At 60.6% G+C, this 26,161-nt stretch carries 26 protein-coding genes; 14 read left to right on the forward strand and 12 right to left on the reverse strand.

Annotated features, from left to right (window positions below; genetic code table 11):
• Positions 1–15 precede the first annotated feature (15 nt).
• On the reverse strand, positions 16–1,065 hold the full coding sequence (locus PH547_RS24445) for an aldo/keto reductase (RefSeq protein WP_104822111.1): 1,050 nt from the start codon (positions 1,063–1,065) through the stop codon (positions 16–18).
• Between the two features lie 304 nt (positions 1,066–1,369).
• On the opposite strand from PH547_RS24445, the gene PH547_RS24450 reads away from it, so the two are divergent.
• The gene (locus PH547_RS24450) at positions 1,370–2,074 is read left to right on the forward strand and encodes an HAD family hydrolase (RefSeq protein ID WP_104822110.1); all 705 of its coding nucleotides are present in this window, start codon (positions 1,370–1,372) and stop codon (positions 2,072–2,074) included.
• 17 nt (positions 2,075–2,091) lie between these two features.
• Here the strand turns inward: PH547_RS24450 and PH547_RS24455 are convergent, their stop codons facing one another.
• Together PH547_RS24455 and PH547_RS24460 are read right to left on the reverse strand one after the other, a co-directional pair.
• Positions 2,092–2,616, reverse strand: coding sequence for a hypothetical protein (locus tag PH547_RS24455; protein ID WP_445944976.1), 525 nt, complete (start codon positions 2,614–2,616; stop codon positions 2,092–2,094).
• A gap of 8 nt (positions 2,617–2,624) precedes the next feature.
• Positions 2,625–3,254: a DNA-3-methyladenine glycosylase I gene (locus PH547_RS24460; RefSeq protein ID WP_104822108.1), complete on the reverse strand. Its 630-nt coding sequence runs from the start codon at positions 3,252–3,254 to the stop codon at positions 2,625–2,627.
• Positions 3,255–3,556: 302 nt separating this feature from the next.
• On the opposite strand from PH547_RS24460, the gene PH547_RS24465 reads away from it, so the two are divergent.
• From PH547_RS24465 to PH547_RS24480, 4 genes are all read left to right on the forward strand, one after another.
• A complete protein-coding gene (locus PH547_RS24465; protein WP_285169624.1) occupies positions 3,557–4,354 on the forward strand; it encodes a L,D-transpeptidase in 798 nt (265 codons plus the stop codon).
• A gap of 203 nt (positions 4,355–4,557) precedes the next feature.
• Complete coding sequence (locus PH547_RS24470) at positions 4,558–5,259, forward strand: L,D-transpeptidase (protein WP_285169625.1); 702 nt, start codon at positions 4,558–4,560, stop codon at positions 5,257–5,259.
• A 325-nt stretch (positions 5,260–5,584) separates the two neighbouring features.
• Positions 5,585–6,253 carry an outer membrane protein gene (locus PH547_RS24475; RefSeq protein ID WP_104822105.1) on the forward strand — a complete coding sequence of 223 codons (669 nt, stop codon included), beginning with the start codon at positions 5,585–5,587 and terminating at the stop codon, positions 6,251–6,253.
• 76 nt (positions 6,254–6,329) lie between these two features.
• Positions 6,330–6,677, forward strand: a complete 348-nt coding sequence (locus PH547_RS24480) for a DUF6881 domain-containing protein (protein WP_285169626.1) — start codon at positions 6,330–6,332, stop codon at positions 6,675–6,677.
• A 43-nt stretch (positions 6,678–6,720) separates the two neighbouring features.
• Here the strand turns inward: PH547_RS24480 and glcF are convergent, their stop codons facing one another.
• The 3 genes from glcF to PH547_RS24495 all read right to left on the reverse strand — a co-directional run bounded on the left by glcF (position 6,721) and on the right by PH547_RS24495 (position 10,841).
• Positions 6,721–8,040: a glycolate oxidase subunit GlcF gene (glcF, locus tag PH547_RS24485; RefSeq protein ID WP_285169627.1), complete on the reverse strand. Its 1,320-nt coding sequence runs from the start codon at positions 8,038–8,040 to the stop codon at positions 6,721–6,723.
• A 165-nt stretch (positions 8,041–8,205) separates the two neighbouring features.
• Entirely contained in the window at positions 8,206–9,405 is a 1,200-nt protein-coding gene (locus PH547_RS24490) for an FAD-binding protein (protein WP_285169628.1), read from the reverse strand.
• Positions 9,402–10,841, reverse strand: coding sequence for an FAD-linked oxidase C-terminal domain-containing protein (locus PH547_RS24495; protein ID WP_285169629.1), 1,440 nt, complete (start codon positions 10,839–10,841; stop codon positions 9,402–9,404). Before PH547_RS24495 ends, PH547_RS24490 begins: the two co-directional genes overlap by 4 nt.
• A 122-nt stretch (positions 10,842–10,963) precedes the next feature.
• Between PH547_RS24495 and PH547_RS24500 the strand changes: the two genes are divergently transcribed.
• On the forward strand, positions 10,964–11,860 hold the full coding sequence (locus PH547_RS24500) for a LysR family transcriptional regulator (RefSeq protein ID WP_285169630.1): 897 nt from the start codon (positions 10,964–10,966) through the stop codon (positions 11,858–11,860).
• A gap of 35 nt (positions 11,861–11,895) precedes the next feature.
• Positions 11,896–12,459, forward strand: a complete 564-nt coding sequence (locus PH547_RS24505; protein WP_104822099.1) for an O-acetyl-ADP-ribose deacetylase — start codon at positions 11,896–11,898, stop codon at positions 12,457–12,459.
• 74 nt (positions 12,460–12,533) lie between these two features.
• Here the strand turns inward: PH547_RS24505 and PH547_RS24510 are convergent, their stop codons facing one another.
• Positions 12,534–13,697, reverse strand: coding sequence for an adenosylhomocysteinase (locus tag PH547_RS24510; RefSeq protein ID WP_285169631.1), 1,164 nt, complete (start codon positions 13,695–13,697; stop codon positions 12,534–12,536).
• A 112-nt stretch (positions 13,698–13,809) separates the two neighbouring features.
• Positions 13,810–14,712, reverse strand: a complete 903-nt coding sequence (locus tag PH547_RS24515; RefSeq protein WP_104822098.1) for a LysR substrate-binding domain-containing protein — start codon at positions 14,710–14,712, stop codon at positions 13,810–13,812.
• A 264-nt stretch (positions 14,713–14,976) separates the two neighbouring features.
• Here PH547_RS24515 and PH547_RS24520 point away from each other — a divergent pair, with 264 nt between their 5' ends.
• From PH547_RS24520 to PH547_RS24530, 3 genes are all read left to right on the forward strand, one after another.
• On the forward strand, positions 14,977–15,474 hold the full coding sequence (locus tag PH547_RS24520; protein ID WP_199773561.1) for an NUDIX hydrolase: 498 nt from the start codon (positions 14,977–14,979) through the stop codon (positions 15,472–15,474).
• A gap of 99 nt (positions 15,475–15,573) precedes the next feature.
• The gene (locus PH547_RS24525) at positions 15,574–17,109 is read left to right on the forward strand and encodes an inorganic phosphate transporter (RefSeq protein ID WP_285169632.1); all 1,536 of its coding nucleotides are present in this window, start codon (positions 15,574–15,576) and stop codon (positions 17,107–17,109) included.
• A gap of 10 nt (positions 17,110–17,119) precedes the next feature.
• Positions 17,120–17,857 carry a 16S rRNA (uracil(1498)-N(3))-methyltransferase gene (locus PH547_RS24530; RefSeq protein WP_285169633.1) on the forward strand — a complete coding sequence of 246 codons (738 nt, stop codon included), beginning with the start codon at positions 17,120–17,122 and terminating at the stop codon, positions 17,855–17,857.
• Positions 17,858–17,883: 26 nt separating this feature from the next.
• Here the strand turns inward: PH547_RS24530 and PH547_RS24535 are convergent, their stop codons facing one another.
• Entirely contained in the window at positions 17,884–18,495 is a 612-nt protein-coding gene (locus tag PH547_RS24535) for a LysE family translocator (RefSeq protein ID WP_285169634.1), read from the reverse strand.
• A gap of 243 nt (positions 18,496–18,738) precedes the next feature.
• On the opposite strand from PH547_RS24535, the gene PH547_RS24540 reads away from it, so the two are divergent.
• From PH547_RS24540 to PH547_RS24550, 3 genes are all read left to right on the forward strand, one after another.
• Entirely contained in the window at positions 18,739–20,112 is a 1,374-nt protein-coding gene (locus tag PH547_RS24540) for a glutamate--cysteine ligase (RefSeq protein WP_285169635.1), read from the forward strand.
• A gap of 134 nt (positions 20,113–20,246) precedes the next feature.
• Positions 20,247–21,119 carry a DUF937 domain-containing protein gene (locus tag PH547_RS24545; RefSeq protein WP_283049261.1) on the forward strand — a complete coding sequence of 291 codons (873 nt, stop codon included), beginning with the start codon at positions 20,247–20,249 and terminating at the stop codon, positions 21,117–21,119.
• A 129-nt stretch (positions 21,120–21,248) separates the two neighbouring features.
• Complete coding sequence (locus PH547_RS24550; RefSeq protein ID WP_285169636.1) at positions 21,249–22,127, forward strand: aldo/keto reductase family oxidoreductase; 879 nt, start codon at positions 21,249–21,251, stop codon at positions 22,125–22,127.
• A 75-nt stretch (positions 22,128–22,202) separates the two neighbouring features.
• Here PH547_RS24550 and PH547_RS24555 read toward each other — a convergent pair whose 3' ends face one another.
• The 3 genes from PH547_RS24555 to PH547_RS24565 all read right to left on the reverse strand — a co-directional run bounded on the left by PH547_RS24555 (position 22,203) and on the right by PH547_RS24565 (position 24,998).
• Positions 22,203–23,816 carry an ABC-F family ATP-binding cassette domain-containing protein gene (locus tag PH547_RS24555; protein WP_285169637.1) on the reverse strand — a complete coding sequence of 538 codons (1,614 nt, stop codon included), beginning with the start codon at positions 23,814–23,816 and terminating at the stop codon, positions 22,203–22,205.
• A 133-nt stretch (positions 23,817–23,949) separates the two neighbouring features.
• The gene (locus PH547_RS24560) at positions 23,950–24,516 is read right to left on the reverse strand and encodes a dienelactone hydrolase family protein (RefSeq protein ID WP_104824994.1); all 567 of its coding nucleotides are present in this window, start codon (positions 24,514–24,516) and stop codon (positions 23,950–23,952) included.
• A 191-nt stretch (positions 24,517–24,707) separates the two neighbouring features.
• Positions 24,708–24,998 (reverse strand): DUF1127 domain-containing protein, encoded by a 291-nt coding sequence (locus PH547_RS24565; protein WP_285169638.1) that lies wholly within the window; start codon positions 24,996–24,998, stop codon positions 24,708–24,710.
• Between the two features lie 198 nt (positions 24,999–25,196).
• Here PH547_RS24565 and PH547_RS24570 point away from each other — a divergent pair, with 198 nt between their 5' ends.
• The gene (locus PH547_RS24570; protein WP_104822090.1) at positions 25,197–26,150 is read left to right on the forward strand and encodes a LysR substrate-binding domain-containing protein; all 954 of its coding nucleotides are present in this window, start codon (positions 25,197–25,199) and stop codon (positions 26,148–26,150) included.
• Positions 26,151–26,161 lie beyond the last annotated feature (11 nt).

The raw sequence follows: 26,161 nt of genomic DNA on the forward strand, positions 1-26,161 counted from the left end.
GGCCTTCGCAGGATATCAAGCCTTCGGTTCAAAAGGCTGCGGCCGGCGGGCGGCGCCTTGGCGGGGGATCATCCAGCCGGGATATTCCGCAGCCAGCGCGCTGACCTCGTCCAGCTTGGCGAGATCGTCTGCATCGAGCTTCAGCTTGACCGCTGCCAGATTCTGGTCGAGCTGGTCGAGACGCTTGGCGCCGATGATGATGCTGGTGACGAAGGGTTTCGCCAGGATCCAGGCGAGTGCCACGGTCGCGACGCTCGCGCCGTGTTTTTCGGCCACTTCGCGCATGGCGGCAACGCAGGCCCAGGCGCGATCCTTATCGACGGGCGGGAAGTCGAAGCTGGCGCGGCGTCCTTCGCCGTTGCCGGGTGCACCCGGACCATATTTTCCGGAAAGAAGACCGCCGGCAAGCGGCGACCAGACCATCAGCCCAAGCTTCTCCTCAGCCATCAGCGGCACGATTTCGCGCTCAAGATCGCGGCCGGCGATGGAGTAATAGGCCTGCACCGTTTCGAAGCGGGCAAAGCCGCGGCGTTCGGAAATGCCGAGCGCCTTGGCGATACGCCAAGCCTGCCAGTTGGATACGCCGACATAGCGCACCAATCCGCGAGAAACGAGATCATCGAGCGCACGCAAGGTCTCATCGATCGGCGTCACCGAATCCGTGGCATGGATCTGGTAGAGGTCGATATGATCGGTCTGCAGCCGCTCTAGGCTGGCTTGGACCGAATCCATGATATGGCCGCGCGACGCGCCGCGATCGTTGGGCATGTCACCCATGACACCGTAGACCTTGGTGGCGATGATGACGTCCTTGCGCGGCACGCCGACATTCTTCAGGGCCTGGCCGAGCAGCTTTTCCGAATTCCCGACGGAATAGACATCAGCGGTGTCGATGAAGTTGACGCCGGCAGCGAGCGAGCTTTCGACGATCTTATCGGCCGTCGCCTGATCGACATCGGCGATGGCACCCCAGGTGCTGTTAGGATTGGCTTCGCCGAAGGTCATCGTACCCAGGCAAAGTTCTGAGACGAACATGCCGGTATTGCCGAGTTGATTATAACGCATTTGAAGAAATCCCTTGTGATCCGCCGGAAGGCGGCTTCCGGCCGGTGAATTCTTGTCTCTTGGCTATTGACCTCGGCATGACAGCCGCTCATTCGCGCTGCCTTGGGGAGGTCCGGAGAAGGTCATCGAGGAGCGGTCTTGGCGCCGCCGTCATCAAGACAACATCGACATAATGCACCGGAATCCGATTTCAACGCGATACCCGGCACCGATCACGATGCAGTTACCAGCGCTTCACTCTTGCCTCCGTTTCGACGCGCGATAGACTCTCACATCCATTTAATCGGCAAGAGCAAGAATTTCGATGACGCAACGACCCTTGACCACGATCGGCTTCGATGCCGACGACACGCTCTGGCAAAACGAACAATTCTATCGTCTGACGGAACGGCAGTTCATCGAACTGCTTGCCGACTATGCCGAGAGCGAGAATATTTCCCAAAAACTGCTGGAAGCCGAAAAGCGCAACCTGCACCGTTACGGCTTCGGCATCAAAGGTTTCACGCTGTCGATGATCGAGACGGCGATCGAGATCACCAAGGGCGAAGTGCCGACGGCAGTGATCGCGCAAATTCTCGACATCGGCCGCATTCTGCTCGCCCATCCCGTCGAAACACTTCCCAATGTGCGGGAGACATTGGAAGCCCTGACGGGCAATTACCTGCTGGTGCTGATCACCAAAGGCGATCTTTTTGATCAGGAGCGCAAGCTTGCGCAATCGGGCCTCGGCGATCTCTTCGATGCCATCGAAATTGTCTCCGACAAGAATGCCTCCACCTATCGCCGTATTTTCTCCAAGGTCGGTGACGGGCCGGAGCGGGCGATGATGGTCGGCAATTCGCTGAAGTCAGACATCGTGCCCGCGCTCGCCGCCGGCAGCTACGGCGTCTTCGTGCCGCACGAACTTACCTGGGCCTTCGAACACATCGACGAACCGACCGAGGCGCCGAGATTTCGGAAGATCGGACATCTTGGGGAATTACATGGAGTGATCGAGGGGCTGTCCTAATCATCCTTCACCACCCCTTATTTTGCCTTCGGTGGAAACAACACGGGCGCCTGATCAGCCGGCTTGTTCGATTGTTGTGTGGCCGGCGGGTTGGGATCGATGAGGATTTCGTAGGGTGCGCCGAGGCCGCGGCGGCGGGTAACGCGGGAGTAATAGGGCTTGATCAGCCAGGTCGTGTCCTCGTTGACGGTAACATCGGCGACCATGCCATCCTCATCGGTGCCGAAGAAGGATTCGTCATCATTCGAGGAGAGATCGAAGATCGCCATATAGGCGTATTTGCTCTTCGAGCTGAAGGTGATGCGGACGTGCTGGCCCTTCTTGAGCGGCAGCGTGTAGACCTTACCTTTGCCAAACTTCGTCCAGCCCGTCAATTTCTCCACGACGGCAGGGAAACCGAGCTTTTCCACGGTTTCGCCGCGATCGAGTTGCGGAAGCGGTGTCTGCTCAGCGCCCTGGGTGCTGTCATCGTCCTGAGTATCCTGCGCATAAGCGGCTTGACCGCCGAGCAGGGCGAACGCGAGCAAGGAAAAGGCAAGCATCACGCGTTTCATGGCCGTACCAATGCACTGCGCATCGCCTCCACCTCTTTCCGGCAATAGCAGCCTTCGATGTGATCGTTGACAAGGCCCATGGCCTGCATGAAGGCATAGACTGTGGTGGGGCCGACGAAAGTCCAGCCGCGTTTCTTCAGATCCTTCGAGATGCGCACCGACACCGGCGTCGTCGGATTGGCGACGAGGGTCGGATAATCGACGAAGGCCGGCCGCTCTTCGGCTGATGGCTCGTGGCTCCAGAAATATCGGGCGAGCGAGCCGAATTCCTGGCGCAGCTCAATCGCACGGCGGGCGTTGTTGATGGTGGAGACGATCTTGCCGCGATGGCGAATGATGCCGGCATCGCCGAGGCAGCGTTCGATATCGGCCTCACCGAAATCGGCCACCTTCTCGAAATCGAAACCGGCAAATGCGGCGCGGAAATTCTCGCGCTTGCGCAGGATCGTCAGCCATGACAGGCCGGATTGAAACCCCTCCAGGCAGATCTTTTCGAAAAGCCTGATGTCGTCGATGACGGGCCGGCCCCATTCCTGATCATGATAACGCTGATACTCCGGCAGATTGCCGTGCCAGAAGCAACGGTCCTTGCCATCCTCACCGGTGATGATGCCTGTTCCGGCCATTGTTGCAGTTCGTCCCCTATTTCAGAACCCGATCCCGAAAACTGGCGGGCAGCTCTCGGATAAGATCATGCCAATCAAATACTTAAGATCGAGAGAACGATTCGAAGGCAAGTCATCCCGATTCACGGTTTACCACTTGCAAACCGTCTTTCCAAACCAAGCGGTAACCCTGACAAAGGTTTATCGGCTTCGCGGCATTTTGATGAATAGATGTTTACCATTCGCTGGCGCGCAAGTGGCACCATGTTCCTGACCGGGCGCAATTACGCCCATCCTCGGCCCGTTTGTAGAGAGTTTGTCCGATGATGAAACAATGCATTTTATTTGCCGCCGGCGCTTTGAGCCTGCTCGCCTCCGGCGCTTTCGCCGACGACCGTTACCAGTCGCGCCCGCCTGTCATCGTCAGCCCTGATCTGACCGCCCCTTGGGTGATGCAGCTCGGCGGTGCCGATGTGCAGCCGGCGGTCTATCCCTCTCGCCGCATGGTGCGCCAGGCCGTCAATCCCATGAACAATCCTGCGGAGGACCAGGCCGTCAATCCGCAGGTACGGCGGGTGATCCAGCCGCGCGGACTGTTTTCGCGTCCCGTCGTGCAGCAAGTCGCAGTCGTGCGGCCGCAATATCCGGCGGTCCGCGGCCAGATCGACCCGCAGTTCCTGCCGCAGATCGTCGACTACCCGACCAAGGAAAGGTCGGGCACCGTCGTCATCGACACCAATGATCGCTTCCTCTATCTGGTGATGGACGGCGGCAAGGCGCGGCGCTACGGCGTCGGCGTTGGCAAACCCGGCTTCGAATGGGCCGGTGCCCATACCATCACCCGCAAGCAGGAATGGCCCGATTGGACGCCGCCATCGGAAATGTTGGCGCGCGAAGCCGCAAAGGGCCATTATCTGCCGGCCCATATGGAAGGCGGCGAAGCCAATCCGCTCGGCGCCCGCGCCATGTATCTCGGCTCGACCCTCTATCGCATCCACGGCACCAACGCGCCCTGGACGATCGGCAATGCCGTGTCATCCGGCTGCATCCGTCTGCGCAATGAAGACGTGATCGACCTCTACGATCGTGTAAAAGTCGGGACACGCGTTATAGTGATGTGATTGCTACCAAGATTGCTGCACACGGCACGATCGGGCGCAGCAACCCTGTTGTAAGCATTGATATAACTCGACAATAGCGCTCTTTCGGATGCTGGAACGGGCAGCCGCTCCATCGGCTCGATCTTTGTCATCCGCGATTTCATCTTGATCCTATCGCAAGTTTCGTTAGTTTCCTGCCGGCTAACTCGAGAGGGGAATGACGGATGAAATCAATACTACCGGTCGTGGCGGCGGCGGGCATGGTTATGTCGTGCCTTATGGCGGCATCGGATGCGGCAGCTTTTAGCGCCTCTGCACCGCATGTCGCACAGGTAACGCGAACCGATGTGGTCCGCGTGGCAATGCAGCCGCAGGGACAGGTCAAGCCGCAATTTCAGCGACGGATCGTGCGGCTTGTGACCAATGAGGCACCGGGCACGATCATCATCGATACCAACAATAAATATCTCTACCTCGTCGAAGGCGACGACCGGGCGCGGCGCTATGGCATCGGTGTCGGCCGCGACGGCTTCGGCTGGTCCGGCGTCGTCAAGATCGGCCGCAAGGCTGAGTGGCCAGGCTGGACGCCGCCGCCGGAGATGATCGTTCGCGAAGCCAAGAAGGGCCATAAGCTGCCCGCCTATCAGGAAGGCGGCGAAGGCAACCCGCTCGGCGCCCGCGCCATGTATCTCTATCGCAACGGCAACGACACCGCCTTCCGCATCCACGGCACCAACCAGCCCTGGAGCATCGGGCTCAACATGTCGTCCGGCTGCATCCGCATGATGAACAAGGATGTGGTGGATCTCTACGACCGCGCTCCCGTCGGCACCAAGGTCATCGTCGTCGGCCCCGGCAACAAACAGGGCGAGGTCAGCTACGACGATCGCGGCATCGACCTGTTGCGGACGATATTCGGCGGCTGAGCAGCGCGCACTTCCCAATCACGACGTTTCGGCATGGCGGGACGTCTGATCCCCCTCTATCACTATCGTGACATCTCCCCCACCTCGGGGGGAGATGGTGACGTATGTCGCTCCCTTGTGACCGAAACGTACTCGTCCGACAACACGCACTGTGGCGCAGGTGTAACATCCCCAAACTTATCGCGTCCGGCGCCCGGCAAACTGCCCTTTTGGTTCAGTTTGGTGTCAGCTTTCCCGCCTAAGCCACTCCGATCAGGCGACGTTGCAATAGAACTGTCACATAAGCACGTTTAGATAGCGACACTTTGCCAGTTGGGGATTTTACATGCATCGCGCATTTCGCATCAGGCAGCCGGCTGTGGCCGCGCTTGCGATTTCAGCTTTCGTCTTTGCCGCCGGCTCGGCTTCGGCAGAGATGCAGTTTTCGGCTTACGGCGGCTTCCAGGGCGCAACCGGCAACAACGTCAAGACGTCTGACGGGGCTGATTTCGATCCCAACTGGTCCGGCAAATCCTTCAAGATGCCGCCCTATTTCGGTGTCCGCGGCATCTGGTGGCTGGACGAATTCAACCAGTCGAACTGGGGTGTCTCGCTCGACTACACCCATGCCAAGGTCTATGGCGATCTTGGCAATACGCCCGGCTGGTCGCATTTCGAGTTCACCGACGGCCTCAATATGCTGACGCTGAATGCGCTCTATCGCTTCCAGGATCCGAGCCGCAAGTGGACGCCCTATGTCGGCCTCGGCGCCGGCATCAACGTGCCGCATGTCGAAGTGACCCGCGCCTCCGGCCGCACCTTCGATTACGAGTTCGGCGGCGCATCGCTGCAGGCGCAGGCTGGCATCAGCTACCAGCTTAGCCAGCATTGGGCGACCTTCGTCGAATACAAGGGCAACTACAACTTCGTGAACGTCCCGATCGACAGCGGCGCCAACCTGAAGACCGATGTCTTCACCCATGCCATCGATTTCGGCGTGTCATTCAACTTCTAAATAACGTGGCCACTATTGTTGCCGAAACCCCTAAATCTGTTCCGATTTAGGGGTTTTTGTAGTAGACAATAGGGGCATGAGCTTTTCCTATTACCGATGTGACTGGATCCATCCGGAAAGCGCGGAGCCGGTCATTGTCTATTACGAAGTCGACACCGAGGGAGACGTTCCTCGGCTTATTGACGTGTTTGCCGACGGCAGCAGGGAATGTCTCTCCATTGCCGATCTCTCCGGCCGGATGTGCGACAGGGCGGGTCTCAGCAGTCTCGTTGAAGGTTCATTCTATGACGGCGTTGCCGGATTGGTCGACGGTGTCTTTATTGAGGAAGGGCAGGACCGGATAAGCCTGACGCTTATCGGCGCCGACAAATTCGAGATGGAATGGCGGGCACATCGGCCATCGCCGTCGAGCCGGCTACACTAAGCGCCTCGGCCATTTACAGGATTCGTAGAACTCTGCAATTGCTCTAAGCGGCTGCCAGCTTGAACCCCTTCAGCTTCGCCGGCATCTCTCCGCCATAGGCCCACTCCAGCAATTCGACCGTGTGCAAGATCGGCATGTCCGTTCCCGTCGCGATCTGCGTGATGCAGCCGATATTGCCGGTGGCGATGATATCAGCCTTTGTCGCCTCGAGGTTCCTGACCTTGCGCGCCTTCAGCTCGCCGGAGATTTCCGGTTGCATGATGTTGTAGGTGCCGGCCGAGCCGCAGCAGAGATGCCCTTCCGCCGGATCGCGCACGGTGAACCCCGCTGCCTTCAGCAGCAGTTTCGGCGCCATGGTGATCCTCTGGCCGTGCTGCATCGAGCAGGCGGAATGATAGGCGACGGTGATGCCGCGCGGCATATGCGAGGGCAAATCGAGGCTTGCGAGATATTCGGTGATGTCCTTGGCGAGCGCGGAGATTCGCGCGGCCTTGTCCGCATAGGCCGGATCGAGTCGCAGCATATGGCCATAGTCCTTGATCGTCGTGCCGCAACCGGACGCCGTGATGATGATCGCATCGAGCCCACCGGCTTCGATCTCGCGCATCCAGACATCGATATTGGCGCGGGCACTGGCCAGCGCCTGTTCTTCCCGGCCCATGTGATGCACCAGCGAACCGCAGCAGACCTCGCCCTCCGGCACCACCACTTCGACACCGAGGCGGGCGAGAAGCCGGATGGTCGCCTCATTGATGGCGGGATCGAGCACCGGCTGGGCGCAACCGGTCAGGATCGCCACCCGCCCACGCCGCTCCGCCTGCGGCTGGTGCCGTCCGGGCTTGGCAAGAGGTGATGGCGCCGGAATGGAGCGTGGTGCAAGATCAAGCATGGCAACGAAGGGGTTCAACCCCGGAATACGCTTCATCAACCCCTTGAAGGGTTGACCCATACGAGCAAGCTGGAGCGCCAGGCGGAACCGGCCGGGATACGGCAGGACCGCAGCCAGCACGCTGCGTGTCAACCGGTTCATCACCGGTCGCTTGTAGGTCTTTTCGATATGGATGCGGGCGTGATCGACCAAATGCATATAGTCGACGCCGGAGGGACAGGTGGTCACGCAGGCAAGGCAGGAAAGACAACGGTCGATATGCGTTACGACCTCGGCGTCGGCGGGCCTGCCGTTTTCCAGCATGTCCTTGATGAGGTAGATCCGGCCGCGCGGGCTGTCGAGTTCATTGCCAAGCGTCACATAGGTCGGACAGGTGGCGGTGCAGAAGCCGCAATGGACGCATTTGCGCAGGATCGCCTCGGATTCGGCGACATGTGGATCGGCAAGCTGGGCGGGGGTGAAGTTGGTTTGCATCAGGCTCTCCCTACCTTCGCCCCAGCGGGGAGAAGGGAAACGTGCCTTCCTCCCTCGCTTTTGCCGGCGAGAGAATCGAGGAATCGCTGCAAACAAGGTCATCCCCTCTCCCCCGCGGAGAGGGGGTCAAAGTGAGGCGGTGCCGAGCAAAAGATTCCATCCACATCATCCCATCTTCCCCGGATTGAGAATCCCCGCAGGATCGAACTTCTCCTTCACACGCGCCGACAGCAAGGCCACGGCCTCGGGCTGCGGTTGGAAGGCCAGTGTCGTCGCCCGAGCGGCCGGTGTTGCGCGCAGCAGCGTGGCATGGCCGCCGCCGAGCGCATGGATATAGCGACGCACCAATTCACCCTCCGGCTCTGCCTCCATGCGCATCCAGACCAAGCCGCCCTGCCAATCGTAATAGGCATCGACGCCCGCTTCGAGGCGCAGCGCCGCGACGAGTTGATGGCCGATGCTGGGGGCGACCGAAACGCGCCAGACAGGGCGCATCGTGTCGTCGGCATAGGGCTTCACATTGCGGATTTCTCGCCACAGACGGTGGCTCTCCGCTTCGGCAAGCCGCGTCACGGGGCCAAGCCGGCGCATGGCAGAGGCCAGTTTCTCCGCCCTCACCGCGACGGAGCCGGCCAAACCTTCCACGCGCAATACCGTCGCCGCCCCTTCCGGCAATTGGTTGTCCAGAAACGTCCAGGAGACAGTCAGCGGCAGATGCGCCGCACCGGATACGTCGACCGGCAGCGCCATGGCCGCCGCCATGACGTTTGCCGCCTCGGCATCGTTGAGGCCGGAAACGATGATCGTCTCCTCCGTCTTCGGGCGCGGCGGCACGCGGAAGGTGACTTCCGTCAGCAGGCCAAGCGTGCCGTGCGAGCCGGCCATGAGCTTGACGAGATCGAGGCCGGTGACGTTTTTCATCACCCGCCCGCCGGCCTTGACGATCTCGCCTTCGCCATTGACGAAGCGGACGCCGAGCAGGCTATCGCGTGCGGCTCCGCTTACGAAACGCCGCGGACCTGAGACATTTGCGGCGAAGACGCCGCCGATCGTCGGCTCGCCATCGGTCGCCATCAATGGCCGGTGGTCCATCGGTTCGAAGGCCATCATCTGACCGTTTTGGACCAGCGCCGCCTCGATTTCGGCAACCGGCGTCCCCGCTCGTGCGGTCATCACCATCTCACCGGGATTATAGGCAACAATACCGGTAAGCTCACACGAACGTAGCGTGGCCTCTGCGGCGAAGGCATTGCCGAAACCAGCACGGGTGTTGCCGCCGACAATGGACAATGCTGCGCCACGGGCGGCTTGATCGCGGATGATGGCTGCAGCCTCGCCTTCCGTCTTCGGCAGAAATTCTCTCATACGGCGTTGCGCCCATCCAGCGGGAAGACTTTAGAGGGATTGAGGATCCAGCCGGGATCGAACGCGGCGCGCACGGACATCATCTGGGCCAGATCGGCCTCCGCATATTGGTGTCGCATCAGGTCACGCTTCTCGATACCGACGCCATGCTCGCCTGTCAGGCAGCCGCCGGCATCGACGCAGAGTCGGAGAATGTCATTGCCGGCGGCTTCCGCCCTGGCGGCGTCCTCGGGATCATTGGCGTTGAACAGGATCAGCGGATGCATGTTGCCATCGCCGGCATGAAAGACGTTGGCGACTCGCAGGCCATAGCGATCGATGATTTCAGAGGTCTTCTTCAGGACATAAGAGAGCTGGCTGAGCGGCACCGTGCCATCCATGCAGATATAGTCGGCAATGCGGCCGGTGGCGCCGAAGGCGGATTTGCGCCCCTTCCAGATCAGCGCAGCCTCGGTCGCCGACTGGCACTCGCGTACCGTCTTCACCTCATGCGCGCGGGCGATCTCGACGATGCTTTTCAGCATATCGTCCATCTCCGCTTCCGAACCCTCGACCTCGACGATCAGCAGCGCGCCGACATCCAGCGGATAGCCGGCATGGGCAAAAGCCTCGCAGATCTCGATCGCCGGCTTATCCATGAACTCGATGGCGACAGGAATGATGCCGGCAGCAATGACGTCGGCAACGCAGGCGCCCGCCTGCTCCGAGGTGTCGAAACCGAACAGAACCGGCCGCGCGCCTTCCGGCTTGGCAATCAACCGCACCGTCGCTTCGGTGACGATGCCGAGCTGACCTTCCGAGCCGCAGACCAGTCCCAGCAGGTCATAGCCCGCAGCGTCCAGGGCTTTGCCGCCGAGATCGATCACCGTGCCGTCGGTCAATACCAGTTTCACGCCCAATAGATTGTTGGTGGTGACGCCGTATTTCAGGCAATGCGCGCCGCCGGAATTCATCCCGATATTACCGCCGATGGTGCAGGCGAGCTGCGAGCTCGGATCAGGCGCATAGAAGAAACCATCCGCCGAGACGCTTTCGGAAATATGCAGATTGGTAACGCCGGCCTGCACCGTCGCCGTGCGGTTGGCGAGATCCACGTTAAGAATGCGGTTCATCTTGGAAAGGCCGAGCACGACGGCATCTTCCTGCGGAATAGCCCCGCCGGAGAGCGACGTGCCGGCGCCACGCGGCACCACCGGAATACCATAGCGATGACAATATTTCATCACGGCCGCGACCTCGGTCGTCGAGCGCGGCAGAGCGACGGCGAGCGGCATGCGGCGATAGGAAATGAAAGCGTCCGTTTCGAAGGGCATGAGCTCGCGCGGCTCATGGACCAGACATTCCGGGGGCAGGAGATCAGCGAGGTCTGCGACGATCTCGCGGCGACGGGCAAGGACATCGGCGCGCGGCGCCAGAAATGAAATGGCCTCTGCCATGGCGTTCTCCTCTTGCACCCGAATATGGACGCCCCTCTTTTTAACGCCATATCACGCTTACCACTTACCCGAAATTGGCGTAAATGATAAGCATTTATGCCAAAATAGGAACAAATAGCGCGATGACCAATCTTGGCGATCTTGAAATCTTTGCCAGTGTCGTCACGACCGGCAGCATGTCGCTCGCCGGTCGCGTCCTTGGCTTTTCGCCGGCCGTGATTTCCAAGCGAATCAAACGGCTGGAGGATCGGCTCGGCACACGGCTTTTGCAGCGCACGACGCGGCAGATTTCGCTGACAGAGGCCGGCCAGGGCTTTTACGACCGGGTGCTTGCCATCCTCGCCGGACTGGAGGAAGCCGAGGCCTATATTGCCGGCCGTTCCGCGCAGATGCAGGGCACACTGAAGATTTCCGCCCCCACCTCGTTCGGCCGGCTGCATATCGCTCCGCATCTCAAGGCATTCATGCAGACGCATCCAGATCTCGCGATCAATCTGGTGCTGACCGACGAGTTCACCGATATCGTCGGCGGCGGCTTCGATCTCGCCATCCGCATTGCGGAGCTCACCGATTCCAGTCTCGTGGCACGGCGCCTGGCGCTGGTGCGCCGCGTGCTCTGCGCCTCGCCAGCCTATATCGCTGCCCACGGCATGCCAGAGGATATCGATGATTTGCGGCGCCACACCTGCCTGCCGCCGCACAATAACGATCCCTGGCGGCTGGATGGGCCGAAGGGCGCGCTGACCTTCAGGCCCGAAGGCAAGCTGATCACCAATTCCAGCGAAGTGATCCGCGAAGCCGTCATTGCCGGCCTCGGCATTGCGCTGCGCTCCACCTGGGATGTCGGCCCCGAGCTCCGGGACGGTCGTCTGATACAGGTGCTGCCGGCCTATGAAGGCTCGCACAGCGTCACGCTCTCGGCCGTCTATCCCAGCCGCCAGTTCCTGCCGGCAAAAGTGCGTGTCTTTATCGATTTCCTGGCGGAACTTTATGGGCCGGTTCCCTATTGGGAGCGATAGACGGCCACTACCTCATCCCCTTGGAGAGCGTCATCATGTCTGCCTTTGAAACCATCCGCTCCGATCTTTCCGCCGCTTCGAATACACGCTTCACCATCATTCTCGGCGACATCACCAAGCTCGACATCGATGCCATCGTCAACGCGGCAAACAGCAGCCTGCTTGGCGGCGGCGGCGTGGATGGCGCGATCCATCGTGCCGCGGGACCGGAACTGGTGGCGGAGTGTCGGATGCTGAACGGTTGCAAGACCGGACAGGCAAAGATCACCAGGGGATATCGCCTGCCGGCAAAGCATGTGATCCACACTGTCGGCCCGGTCTGGAACGGCGGCGGGCGCGGCGAAGACGATTTGCTGGCAAGCTGCTATCGCAACAGCCTACGCCTTGCCACCGATCACGGTCTCAAGACCATCGCCTTTCCGGCCATCTCGACCGGCGTCTACCGTTTTCCCGCCGAGCCCGCAGCCATGATCGCGACGCGCAGCGCTGTTGCCGAGAGCATGAGCGGCGATTTCGATGAGATTATCTTCTGCTGCTTTGGCGACGAAATGGCTGAGCTCTACGACCGGCTACTGCCTGATGCGCTGGCGAAGACTTAGAGCGGTTCAGCGTTTCATAGAATCGGTTTCCCGCTCTATCCTTTTATTTTACCCATTCCGGACAGGCTCGGCACTCATCGCGCCAGATCGAGATAGGCAGATGCCACCATGGCGTCGATATCGGTCGGCACGGGAATGACGCAGGCTTCCTTGCCGAGACCGCCCTTTGCCACGCGTTCCAGGCAACGGGCCTGCAGCGCGAAGCCGAGATCCATGGATTCGACTGTATTGCCAAGGGGGCGCGGGCCGGCGAGGTTGGCCATGTGGCCTGCACCGAGGATGTGGAAGGCGCGCCCGTCCCGCATGCGGACGGTCTCGATATGCTCGGCTTCGTAACGATCGATGCCGGCGACATCGGGACTGGTGCGGAAGGCTTCAACATCGATCTCGTGCGGGAAGTGACCACCGTTCATCAGGATCGCGCCATCCTTGATCAGTGGCAGGTCCGCAGCGGTGACGATGCCGGGATAGCCGGTGACAGTGATGAGGATATCGGCGGAGCGAATGGCTTCGGCGCGCAGGGGCGTGACGAAGCCGTCCAGATGCGCTTCAAGCGTCGTCACCGGATCGATATCGACCACGCTGACGGTGGCATAGGCGTTGCGGAAACAGGCGGCCGTGCCCTTACCGCAGGCGCCATAGCCGAAGACGGTGACACGCTTGCCATTGGTCGAGCGGTTGGTGAAGCGCAGATAGCTTTCAAACAGGCTTTGGCCGACCGCATGCTTGTTTTCGGCGAACTGCTTAATCGGACTATCATTGATGACGAGGATCGGCATGGCCAGCCTGTCGCGCATCGGCAGCAAGCGGGTGCGACCTGACGTCGTCTCCTCCGTACCGCCCACGAGCTTGGCATAGGGGCGCTCAGCGGCCCGCGCAAAGAGATCGCCGCCATTGTCAAGCAGCAGGTCCGGCTCTTCCGCCAGGATGGCATCAAGGCTGGCGCCGTGCTCGGCGGCATCGGTGGTCTGGGTGGCGAAAACGGTGGTTCCCTGCGCACGCAGATAATCCACGGTTTCCGGCTGGGTGCTGTTGAGATTGCCGGTGCAGACGAGGCGGGCACCGCCGGCATGCAGCGTCATCAACAGCGCCACCGTCTTCGGCTCAAGATGGATGCCGGTTCCGATCGTCAGGCCGGCAAAGGGCCTAGTCTCTCGGAATTCCGCCGCCGTCGCCGCAAGCAGGCGGCAGCTTCGGGTAACCCAATCGATACGGGAAAGAGAGGAAGGTTGGTTCATAACGCACTCCTGACGGCGGTCTGTCGTGCCTCGATCTCTCATGGGAAATGACAGGCTGTCTATGGACATTGGAATGCGCGATAGGGCAGAAAAAGTGCCATATGCACGAGGTTTATCTCGCCCCTGCTCCAACCAACCAGTCCGCCAGCCTGACAAAAGCCGCGCCCTTGGCGTCGCTACTGCGGATGCTGAGGCTGTATCCGGCGGGTCTTCGAATGAAGCCATAGGGCGCCACCAGCGCGCGGCGATCGATATCGTCAACAACGGCCGTGCGCGGGGCGATGGCGACACCAACGCCGGAGCGGGCGGCGCCGATCGCCAAAAGCAGATCTTCGAATTCGCGAGTGCGGGCGAAGCGAGCTGGCACATGGCCGCTCTCGGCAAACCAATCGTCCCAAAGGCGGGACGCGGAACGGCTGGTCAGGGCGACGGCTCCGGCGAGAGCTTCCACGCCGACGGCAAGGCCGAGGCGGGCGGCAAGGTCCGGCGTCGCCACCGGGCCGAATTCATCTTCCATGAAGCGGATTGCAGTGATGTCCCGCGCCGGCCGATATTCGCCGCCCATGATCACGGCGTCGAAATCCGGATGGAGCGCCAGCGATTCGACTGTCGCCATGGGGATGATATCGACATCGACGTCGGGAAGAGCGGCTTGCAGGTCGGCAATGCGTGGCATCAACCACCAGACGGCGAAGGCGGAGGGAACGCCGAGGCGAAGGGTCCGGCGCTCACCGGCCGCAAACTCGGCTGACGCTCGCGCCAAAATGCCAAAGGCGATGCCGACGGAGTCGGCAAAGGCCCTGCCCTTCTCCGTCAGCACCAGGCGGCGGCCATCACGCTGGAACAAATCAATACCAAAAAATGTTTGAAGTACGGCAAGTTGCTGGCGTACAGCGCCGCGCGCGACACCGAGTTCGTCAGCGGCCTTCAGAATGCTACCGCGACGAGCAACGGCATCGAAGGCGCGCAGTGCGTTCATCGGCGGGAGACGTTGCGGCGGAGAACGTTCGGACATAACGGAGATTTAGCTTATTTGCCGGTATGATAGGAAGAGTTATAGAGCGATTACGCCATCTGCGGCATGGGAATAGCATTCGATGTCGTTTACAGCATAATCACTGGCGAATATCAGGGACCGATTCCTCATATTTTTATCTATTGAGCACTCAACGAAAGTGTGTGGAAATACCATATAAAGTCATATGGAATGCACAATTTTTCCATGTAATGCTAATATGCAGATGATTCTAAACTCGAACTTTTAAAGGTGACCCGACCCTTGGCCATTCTCGCCCGTATCGCAAATGATGTGCAGCTCATGTTCCGGCGTCCGCCGCGACAGCAATATGCCGCGCTCTGCTATCGAGTGAGAAAAAAGACGGGTGAGTTGGAACTGCTGCTGCTGACCAGCCGCGATACCGGTCGCTGGGTGATTCCGAAGGGCTGGCCGATGCCGGGCAAGCTGTCGCATGAAGTCGCGGCTCGCGAAGCCTTCGAAGAAGCGGGCGTGCGCGGCACTGTGGAAACCGAGCCGCTGGGCGCCTTCAGCTATGACAAGGTGCTGAAGGACGGCATCCAGGTGCCCTGCCGGGTTCAGGTCTATGCGCTCGATGTCAGCGATCTCGCCAAGAATTTCAAGGAAAAGGGCGAGCGCACGATCGAGTGGGTTTCCTGCAGCGAGGCGGCCCAGCGCGTGCGCGAGCCGGAGTTGCGCGACATCATCCTCGCCTTCGAGCGGCGAATGACGGCAAGACTTGTCACAGCAGCGGCCCAATAAGCCGTAACATACTCCCATCACACTATACTGAAATAATTACCAGACATTGCGCGGCCTGCCGGGCAGCGTAAAACTATATATTTCGACTCAGAGAATGGCATGCCCGACCGACCGGCGAAACTGACAAAAAGGACGCTAGACAAGGACCTCGACAAACTCACCTATGTCGAGGATGCGGCCTATCATGTCACGAAACGGCTGGTCGCTCCCGGTATCGGCCTGATCTTCCTCGGTCTCGCCATGATCTTCGCCGGCATTCACGTGCTGAACCAGCCAGGCGCGACGCTGGCCATCGCCGCCGTGGCACTCGCCGGCTACATGGCCATGAATATCGGTGCCAAGGACGTCGCCAACAATGTCGGCGCGGCGGTGGGCGCGCGTGCCATCACCATGACGCAGGCCCTGATCATGGCGGCGATCTTCGAAATTCTCGGCGCCGTCATCGCGGGTGGACCGGTCATCAAGACCATCTCCTCGCATATCATCGATACCGACCGCATCATCACCAGCGGCAAGCTCGCCTGGCTGATGATGGCAGCGCTGCTGGCCGCCGCGCTCTGGATCAACTTCGCCACCTGGCTGAAAGCACCGGTTTCGACCACCCACACGATCGTCGGCGCCGTTGTCGGCGCAGGAGCGGCCGCCGTCGGGCCGGAGATGGTCAATTGGCGCGTGTTGGGAGCCATCTCCGCCGGCTGGGTCGTCACCCCTTTCCTCGGTGGCACGATCGCCGCCGGCATTCTGTTTTTCATCAAGACCTTCATCATCTATCGCGACGACAAGATCGCGGCCGCCAAATACTGGATTCCCATTCTGATCGGCCTGATGGCCGGCGCCTTTACCGCCTATCTGGTACTGCAGCTCGCGCCCAAAGACACCGTCGCGGGCTTCTCGACCATTACGATCGGCGTCGTTGTCGGTTTGGCGATCTGGTTTTCTGCAAGGCCGCTGGTGGCGGCGCAGTCCGTCGGTTGCGAAAACAAGAATAGCTCGCTGCGCAAACTGTTCCGCCTGCCGCTGATCTGTTCGGCGGCGCTGATGTCCTTTGCGCATGGCGCAAACGACGTCGCCAACGCCATCGGGCCGCTGGCGGCGATCATACGCAGCGTCAGCCTGGGAGGCAGTCTCAGTGTCGTCGGGGGCGCTGCGGGATATACCGCGCCCTATTGGGTCGTGCTGATCGGTGGCTGCGGCATTTCCGTCGGGGTGCTGCTTTACGGTCCGCGTCTGATCCGCCTCGTCGGTGAGCAGATCACCAAACTCAACCCGATGCGGGCCTATTGCGTCGCGCTGTCGGCCGCTCTCACCGTCATCGTCGCCTCTTGGTTCGGCCTTCCCGTCAGCTCCACCCATATTGCCATCGGCGCGGTCTTCGGCGTCGGCTTCTTTCGCGAATGGTACACCAGCCACTCGAAGCGCCGCCTCGCCTATATGCGAAGGAAGGCGGAAACCTCGGGCATCGCATGGGGCGAGATGGTGGAAGCCGACGAGCATAATCCAGACGAAATCCACCGCCGACGCCTCGTGCGCCGCTCGCATTTCATGACCATCATCGCCGCCTGGGCCATCACCGTGCCGGTCTCGGCCATGCTTGCAGCCGCGGTATATTGGGCTATGGTCGCGCTCTTCATTTAAGGGATTACCCATGCGCGCCAATTTCCGCATGCAGCGGCTGTACGTGGTTTCGGATATCAAAGCGAATGCCGGCATCGAAGCCGACCGGGATCAATTCAACTATCTCGCCAATGTGCTGCGCATGGAGGACGGCGCCGAGCTGTTGATCTTCAACGGCCGTGACGGCGAATGGAAGGCCGGCGTTTCCTTTCCCTCGCGCAAGCGCATCCTGCTGACGCCGATCGAGGAAACGCGGCCGCAGCCAGCCCCTTCCGACCTCTACTATCTCTTCGCGCCGCTGAAGGTCGGACGGCTCGATTATCTCGTGCAGAAGGCGGTGGAAATGGGCGCCGGCCTGCTGCAGCCGGTGATGACGCAGCATGTGCAGGGCAAGATCACCAATCTCGACAAGCTCAAGGCCAATGTCATCGAGGCGGCCGAGCAATGCGGCATTCTCGGCATTCCCGATGTGGCGGAGCCCGTAAAGCTTGCCGATCTTCTGGCACGCTGGCCCAGGGAACGCCGTATCATCTATTGCGATGAAGGCGATGCCGGACAGAACCCGCTGCCGCTCCTGGCAGAGATTAAAGAGAAACATCTCGCACTGCTCGTCGGCCCGGAGGGCGGATTTTCGGAAGAGGAGCGCGCGCTGCTGCACAGCCTCGATTTCGTCACCGCCATTCCCTTGGGCCCGCGGATATTGCGCGCCGATACGGCGGCGGTAGCAGCCATGGCGGTCATTCAGGCGGCGATCGGGGACTGGAACTAGGACCTCTTCAGGTCCAGATCGGCCTTTCAGCCGGCCAGCGCCAGCGCGGTCGTGACGATCAGCGTAGCCGCCAGGAAAATGTTTACGATGCGCGAAATGGTGGGGTTCTGAAGGAACCGCGACAGCGAGGTCCCGACCAGCAGCCAGCACAGATGAATGATGACAATCATCATGCTGAGCAGCGTTATCTTGATCACCACATCGAGGGTGCGCTGGTCCTTAAAAAGGCTGACTCCGGCGAAGACGGCGGCAATCGCCAGATAGGCTTTGGGATTGGCAACCGCCAGCAGAAAGCCGCCGGTGAAAGCGGGCGTGACGGCTTGATCACCGCGGCGTGCGAGCGGCGGAGCCATGGCGATCCTCAAGGCCAAATAGACGATATACAGGGTGGAGACGACTGTCAGTGCCGACGCACCATACGGCACCGAGAACAGGATTGCGACGACGCCGACCGCGACAGCCAGCAGCACGACGACCGTGCCGGCAATGAGACCGCTGACGTAACCGATCGACCGGCGGAAACCATAGGCGGCGCCGACTGCCGTGGCGCTGATGGTGGATGGGCCAGGACTGCCCATGATGACCAGGGACGCCAGAAGCAGCGTCAGGATCGGATAAAGGCTGGTCAGCTCGAACATCGGTATGCCCTCAGTCATCAATAGAGGGGCAAGACTATTTCCGATGTGGCTAGGCGTCTTGAACGCTTGTGCAAGCGTGTCCGATATCGGCTACCGCCCCAGCGTCACTTCCAGGCCCCAAATCCTATTTTTTTGAACTGCTCTTGAAAGAAATTCACTTGCACCGTACCTCATTCCGCGTCAATCACCCTTCCTATTGGCCTGCGGCTTGCGCGGGCCTCCTTCCGAGATCAAGGTAATACCATGGCGCGCGATACCACCGACCAGACTCCGCTCTCTTCGGTCTCGGACATGACGGCCTATTTGGCGGCCGGCAGCAAGTCGAAGGAGCAATTCCGCATCGGCACGGAACACGAAAAATTCGTGTTCTTCCGTGCCGACAACAGCCCTGTGCCTTATTTCGGCGATGCCAGCATTTCCGCGCTCTTGAAGGGCCTGCAGGAAAAGTCCGGCTGGGATCCGATCATGGATGGCGACAATATTATCGGGCTTGGCGAGCCGACCGGCATGGGTGCGATCTCGATAGAGCCCGGCGGCCAGTTCGAACTGTCCGGCGCGCCGCTCGAAACCATCCATCAGACCTGCAAGGAATCGAACCAGCACCTGGCGACATTGCGCGAAATCGCCGAGCCGATGGGCATCCGCTTCCTCGGCATTGGCGGCAGCCCGAAATGGACGTTGGCCGAGACGCCGCGCATGCCGAAATCGCGCTACGACATTATGAGCCGCTACATGCCGAAGGTCGGCACGAAGGGTCTCGACATGATGTACCGCACTTGCACGATCCAAGTGAACCTCGACTTCTCTTCGGAAGAGGACATGCGCCGCAAGATGCGCGTATCGATGAAGCTGCAATCGCTGGCGACAGTGTTGTTTGCCTCCTCGCCCTTCACCGAAGGCAAGCCGAACGGCCTCTCCTCCTGGCGCGGCGACATCTGGCGCGATACCGACAACCGCCGCAGCGGCCTGCTCGACTTCACCTTCCGCGACGATTTCGGCTTTGAAGACTACGTAAAGTGGGCGCTCGACGTTCCTATGTATTTCGTCGTCCGTGACGGACATTATTACGACTGCACCCATGTCACCTTCCGCCAGTTCATGAACGGCGCGCTGAAGGGCGAGATCGCCGCCTGGGAGCCGACGATGGGCGACTGGACCAACCATCTCTCCACCCTTTTCCCCGACGTACGCCTCAAGCGCTTCCTGGAAATGCGCGGCGCGGACGGCGGCCCCTGGCGCCGCATCTGTGCATTGCCGGCCTTCTGGGTCGGCCTGCTCTATGACGATGCAGCCCTTGCCGCCGCCGATGAGCTCACCAAGAACTGGACTTTCGAAGAGGTCAACGCACTGCGCGATGTCGTGCCGGTGCAAGGCCTGAAGGCCGGCATCAAAGGCCAAAGCCTGCTGGATGTGGCACGCGAAGTGGTCGGCATTTCCCGCACCGGCCTGAAGAACCGCGCCCGTGTGAACGGCGATGGCCAGGACGAAGCCGTCTTCCTGGCGCCGCTCGACGAAGTGCTCGCCAAGAAGGGCACGCTCGCCGATGATCTTTTGATGCTCTATCACGGCCGCTGGAACGGATCGGTCGAGCCGGTCTTCGAGGAATATCAATACTGACAGCCGGATTCGGCTTGGATTGTTGCGGCGCACACCGGCAGAAACCGGTATGCGCCGTCTTTTTTCCCGCTATACTATCAGGATTGCATGCCTTCTGATTCCGAAGCGGCATGATTGCGAGGAAAGGGACTTCGATGCTGCCACTCTTCGACATGATGATGCAGGCACAGAACGGCGCCGCCACGGAGGCGATGGCCAAGCAGTTCAATCTCGCGCAGGAACAGGCAGCGAAAGCCATGGCGGCGCTAATGCCCGCCTTTTCCTCGGGCTTCAAGCGCAGCGCGACGAACCCCTATAATTTTATGGGTGTGATGCAGGACATCACCTCCGGCAGCTACGCCAAATATTTCGAGGATATGAGTAAGGCCTTCACGCCTGAGGGCGTTGCCGACGGCAACACCGTGCTGGCCCGCCTGTTCGGCTCCAAGGACGTGTCCCGCGCCATTGCCGAGCAGGCAGCGCAGATGACCGGCATCGGCCAGGAAATCTACAAGCGGATGCTCCCCGCCATGGCCGACACGCTGATGGGCGGCCTCTTCAAGGAAACCAGCGGCCAGATGCCTCAGATGGCCAATCCTTTCCTCAATACGGCGATGGGCGATATGATGCAGAATTGGCTGCAGACCATCGGCTTTGCACCGAAGCAGCAGCCGACGCCGCAGGCGAGCATCTTCGACAACCCGTTCACGCAGGCGATGGAACTGATGTTCGGCGCGCAGCAGGTCGAGCGCGAAAAGCCCGCCGCCGCCAATCCTTTTCTCGACAATCCCTTCGCCAAGGCATTCCAGGATATGATGCGCAACTTCCCGATGCCCTCCGAGCTGCCGAAGGAAGCGCCAAAGGCCAAGCCCGCCACACCCGGCGTCGACATGGCCGCCTATACCGAGATGTTCAACGCCATGTTCGACAGTGGCCTGGAAGTGCAGAAGAGCTATCAGAAGAACATGGAAGCGATCTTCGATCACTATATGCCGGCGAACGATAAGCCTGCACCGAAACAAGGCTGAAGAGCGAAACCCATTCGTAGGCGATCCGTTCGCCACTGTTCGCAATTCCGCACAACCCGTGCGGATTGCACCCCGTTTTCATACACTCCGAGGGCATCTATTTCTATTTCATCTTGAAAGGAGATAGTCATGTCAAACATCGAACGATCTGGCAGCTTTACCCTCGGCGACCGCCGCGTCAAACGGCTCGGCTATGGCGCCATGCAACTTGCAGGCCCCGGCGTGTTCGGCCCGCCGAAGGATCCCGCTACGGCTGTGGCGGTATTGCGGGAAGCGGTTGCTTCCGGCGTCAACCACATCGACACAAGCGACTTCTATGGCCCGCATGTCACCAACCGGCTGATCCGCGAGGCGCTCCATCCTTACCGCGACGATCTCGTTATCGTCACCAAGATCGGTGCCCTGCGCGGCAGCGATGCATCATGGTTTCCGGCCTTTTCCCGCGAAGAAATGACCCAGGCAGTGCACGACAATCTCCGCAATTTGGGGCTGGACGTGCTCGACGTCGTCAACCTTCGCATCATGTTCGATATTCATCACCCAGCCGAAGGATCGATCGAAGCGCCATTGACGATCCTGGCGGACCTGCAGCGGCAGGGCCTGATACGTCATATCGGCCTGAGCCACGTCACGGCCAAACAGGTGGCGGAAGGCCAAGGGATTACCGAGATCGTCTGCGTGCAAAACCAATATAATCTGGCGCATCGCGACGACGACGCCTTCATAGACGAACTTGCCCGCGACGGCATCGCCTATGTGCCGTTCTTTCCGCTCGGCGGCTTTACCCCGTTGCAATCCTCCACCCTCTCGGATGTCGCCGCCCGCCTCGGCGCCACACCCATGCAGGTGGCGCTGGCCTGGCTGCTGCAACGCGCGCCAAACATCCTTTTGATCCCCGGCACCTCCTCTCTCGAGCACCTGCGGCAGAACCTTGCCACCGCCGAACTCATGCTGCCGGATCATGAGATCGCGGAGCTGGACCGGATCGCAAGAGTCGGCGCCGCGTAACGGGCAATTGGAAATGGTTTGGGGACGCCCTCGCTCGTGGCGGAACAAGGGCGTCCCTACGCCAATCCCACTTCCTCATTCTACGACCGAGATCTCCCTCGACAGTCCCGCAGGTAGTTCCAGCCGTCGCGATATCTTAATGCCCTCCAAAAAAACCTCATCGTGACTGACCACAAGAAGCGCGCCGTCATAGGCGCGCAGTCCGGCCTCGACCGCGGCGATCGAATCGATATCGAGATGATTTGTCGGTTCGTCGAGGATCAGCAACGACGGCGGCGCCGGTCCGCCGAGGACGCAGGCAAGCCCGGCGCGTAGCAACTGCCCGCCGCTCAGAGTGGATACGATCTGAAGTGCGGCATCTGCCCTGAACATGAACCGGGCGAGCGCCGCGCGGCAGGCATTTTCATCCGCTTGCGCGTTTATCCGCCGGAAATTGTCGCGGATCGACAACGACGGATCGAGAAGGCTTACCCGCTGGTCGAGCATGAAAACGGAGGTCATGACCCGAATCGCCCCGACCCATGGCTGTAGCTCCCCCGAGATCAGCCCCAGCAATGTCGTCTTGCCCGAACCGTTCTGACCGGTGACGGCGATGCGATCCGGGCCTGTAATGTCAAAAGAGAGATCGCTGATGATCGGCTGGCCTGGGCGATAGCCGGCGGTCACGCCGTCCATCTTCAGAACGACCTTGTTTGCGGGAAGTCCGGTCGGCGGAAGCCTGACGGACAGGGGCTGGAGGATTTCAATGCGCTCGCGAGCAGCAGCGGCGTCTTCGAGTGCCTGTGCGCGCCGACGTTCCGCGAGGCGGGCATTTTCACCGCCCGTCATCTCGCTCCGTTCTTTCAGTCCGCCCAGTATGATACGCGGAATGCCGCCCTTGGCAGCCTTCCTTTTACCGGCACCGTCCCTTCGCGCCTGCCGCTCCACCGTTGCCTGCGCGCTGCGGGCAACCTCGGCGACCCGCTTCTCGGCATCGGCGAGATCGTGTTCGGCCGCCGCAAGCTCCAAGGTTTTGCGCTCGCGATATTGGCTCCAGTTGCCGCCATAGCGCGTCGCGCCGAGCGAGGTCAGCTCGACGATGGCATCCACCGTGTCGAGCAATTCCCGATCATGGCTGACGACGATCGCGCCCGCCCGCCAATTTGCGAGCAGTTCGATCACGGCCTTACGGCCGTCGCGATCCAGATTATTCGTCGGTTCGTCCAGAATGAGAAAATCGGGATTGGTGAAGATCAGCGCAGCAAGACCGGCGCGTGTACGCTGCCCGCCTGACAAGGCCTCGAGGCGAGTCTCGGGTGCGGCAGCAAGACCGGCACGATCGAGGGCGGAAGCGATGCGCGTCTCCAGCGTCCAGTCCGCCGCAGCAAGCTCCTCCGCAGTCGCCTCGCCTGCTTCGGCACGGCAAAGAACCGCCAGCGCTTCGGTCGCCCCGAAGAGATCTGCCACGGTTTCGCCGGCCTCGACCTGGACGCTTTGGCGCAGGATGCCGAGACTACCGCTGAAGGATATCGCCCCGGATTGAGGCTGCCATTCCCGGCCAATAAGCTTGAGAAGCGTGGTCTTGCCGACGCCATTGCGGCCGATGAGGCCCGCACGCTCGGCGCCGAAACTCAGATCAAGATTGGAGAAAAGCGGCCGGTCGTCAGGCGTCGACCATGAAAGATTGGACAGAGTGATGGATGCAGGCATGGATAGGATATTCCCCGATGGCAAGGCGAGATGACGTTGCGATCGGGTTGAAATCCATTATGGCACACATCCTGTTGGTATGGCTGACGGGAGATAACCTAAGCAATAACTGCCTTCGGTTCAAGGCGGAGCGTTAGAGAGCGTCGAGGAAATGAATAACGCGGCTCCATGTAAGGTCGGCCGCCTTGGCATCGTAATCGGGCAGGCTGGCGTCGGTATAAAGGTGGCCTGCGCCGGGATAGGTGAAGACATCGGCCGCGAGTTTTGACCGCGCGGCTGCGGATCGCCACGCGGCAACATCTTCCGCAGGCTCGAAACGATCCGGATCGGCAAGATGGACCTGTATGGGCGAGCCCTCGCGGGCGTTTTCCGGGATTTGGGCGATGCTGTGAAGGAAGAGCACGCCGGCGGTCTGGAGCCGCTTCGGCCAAAGACTTGCCGCAACCGCCGCACCCATGGAGAATCCACCCAGAACCGTTGATGGCGGCAGGCCGGCCATTGCCCATTCTGCCCGCTCGCAGATGGTCGGCCAACCGATCTCATCCTTCAGCTCGAAGCCTTCGTCGATCGAGCTGGCGACCCAGCCGTCATAGAGATCGGGCGCGAACGCTTTGTGCCCTGCCGCCTGTAGGCGCTCGACAGCGTCCAGTTCGAGCGGGCGCAAACCATAAACGGAATGGAAGAGGATCACCGTTGCCATTACCACAGCCTCGCATTTTAGCTCGATCGTAACATAAGGCATTCGAAAGACATGGCAATTTCCCCGATTGTCTTTCGACAGGGCGAAACAATTCTCCAAAAAGAAAAAACCCGGTGTCGGTTGGGAACCGAACACCGGGTAAGAGGCAGGGCTTATTGGCTATCACCCTGCGGGGAAACGTTTAACCGGCCTCAGCGAGTAAGGCCGAAGAAGCGCGTCCGGCGACGCGCGGAGTTGGTCAGATGGCTGGACGGATCTTCAAAGAAGGTCGACGTGTTGAGCGCCAATGTGACGTCAAGGCGCGTCAAGCCGATGTCCATCAATTGGCTATCGTTCAGCTCACTTAGATAATTGATCTCGCGGCGATTGCGGAGTGCGCGCCAGACGGATGCCATCTTATGGAAAGCAAGCGTCAGGCGTGCCGTCGAAGGCAGCGACGGCCTTGCGTGGCCGAGATGTAATGTCTGATCTGTCGTGCGCATTTCCATGGTCCTTTCGTTCAGGCACACGCTGGCCAAGCCCCTTCCCGGAGACCCGGAGAAGGAGCGAGGTTGGGAGGAATTCGGCAGGAGGTCTGTCGATTGGTATGCTGATTTGCATTAGGAAGATGCCAAACCCCTATTGATCAGTCCAACGAATGTTTCTAATGATAATTATCAAACTCTTTTATAGGTGAGATCATGGCCGCGCCGCTTGATATCGATCAGTTGCAGACCTTCATCGCCATCGTGGATTCCGGCAGCTTCACCAAAGCGGCTGACCGGGTCTTCAAGACGCAGTCGGCGGTCTCCATGCAGATGCGCCGGCTGGAGGAACGCGTCGGCAAGCAGCTTTTCATCAAGGACGGCCGCGGCAACCGGCTGACGGCGGAAGGCGAAAAGCTGCTCAACTATGCGCGCCGCATCATCCGCCTGAATAACGAGGCAATCGCCGCATTCGACGATAACAGGCTGGAAGGCACGCTGCGCATCGGCACGCCGGACGATTATGCCGACCGCTACATGCCCGAGATCATCGGACGCTTCGCCAAGACGCATCCGAATGTCGAGCTCTATATTGTCTGCGAACCTTCGGTCGATCTCGCCGAACGCATGCATCGCGGCGAACTCGATATTGCGCTGGTGACCCACAATCCGCGCGAAAGAATGTCCGATGTCGTGCGCACCGAGCCGCTCTGCTGGGTCGGTTCGGCCAACCATCCGCTGCGCGACGATGCGCCGATTCCGCTCGCCGTCGGGCGGCGCGACTGTCAATGGCGTCAACTTGCCTGCTCGGCGCTCGATGCCGGCGGCCGCGACTATCAGATTCTGTTCACCAGCTGGTCCTGCACAGTGGTTGCCGCAGCCGTGCTTGCCGGCATGGCGGTCTCGGTCATGCCAGAATCGGCTCTACGCACCGGCATGAAGGTACTGAGCCAGGCGGATGGCTTCCCGCCGCTGCCGCCGGTGCAGATCGGCATCATGAAGCGGCCGGGCCTTTCGGTGTCGCTGATGAACGCCATCACCGCCCACATCTCCGCCTGCCTCGACAACATTACGCCGGCAGCGGTCGATGACGATCTCGAGGGCGACGTGAAGACCTTCACGCGCTACTATCCGCGCCTGCGCGCCGGACATATTCTGCCAGGCTGGTGATTTTGGAAGCC

Origin of the sequence: Rhizobium cerradonense (genome assembly GCF_030182455.1) — a bacterium.
In the GTDB taxonomy this organism is placed as follows: Bacteria; Pseudomonadota; Alphaproteobacteria; order Rhizobiales; family Rhizobiaceae; genus Rhizobium.